Raw genomic sequence first — 349 nt, 5'->3', positions numbered from 1 at the left:
GGGCCGCTGACGGTTTGGCGTGGCGCCAACAACGCCGCTTCGGTCACCCGCCGGTTGGCCTCACTGGTCGAGATGCGGTAGCGCACGCGTAGGGCTTCTTTCCACGAGTGCGCCCCCAACTGTTGGGGGGTGGCCTCACACTGCAGCCGCGCCAACAACCGATATGTCAGGGTCGGCAGCTGACAGGTCAACGTTTCACACTCGTCGAGAGCGGCCAGCAGATCAGGGCGAGTCAACAGCGACAGATCACAGCCCGCCACCTGATCGAAGGCGGCGCGCAATCCCGCGATCGCCGCCTGCACCTCGCTCCCCGACATAACTCGAACATACATTCGAGCACCGACAAAAC

General features: G+C 63.9%; 1 protein-coding gene. It reads right to left on the bottom strand.

Translation table 11 applies throughout. The features are described from left to right. On the bottom strand, positions 1-332 hold a 332-nt coding region (locus ABQE89_RS26310), incomplete at its 3' end, for a DUF222 domain-containing protein (protein WP_448422183.1). Positions 333-349 lie beyond the last annotated feature (17 nt).

This window comes from Mycolicibacterium sp. XJ1819 (assembly GCF_053483675.1).
This window is presented reverse-complemented; position numbering and strand designations above follow the sequence as displayed.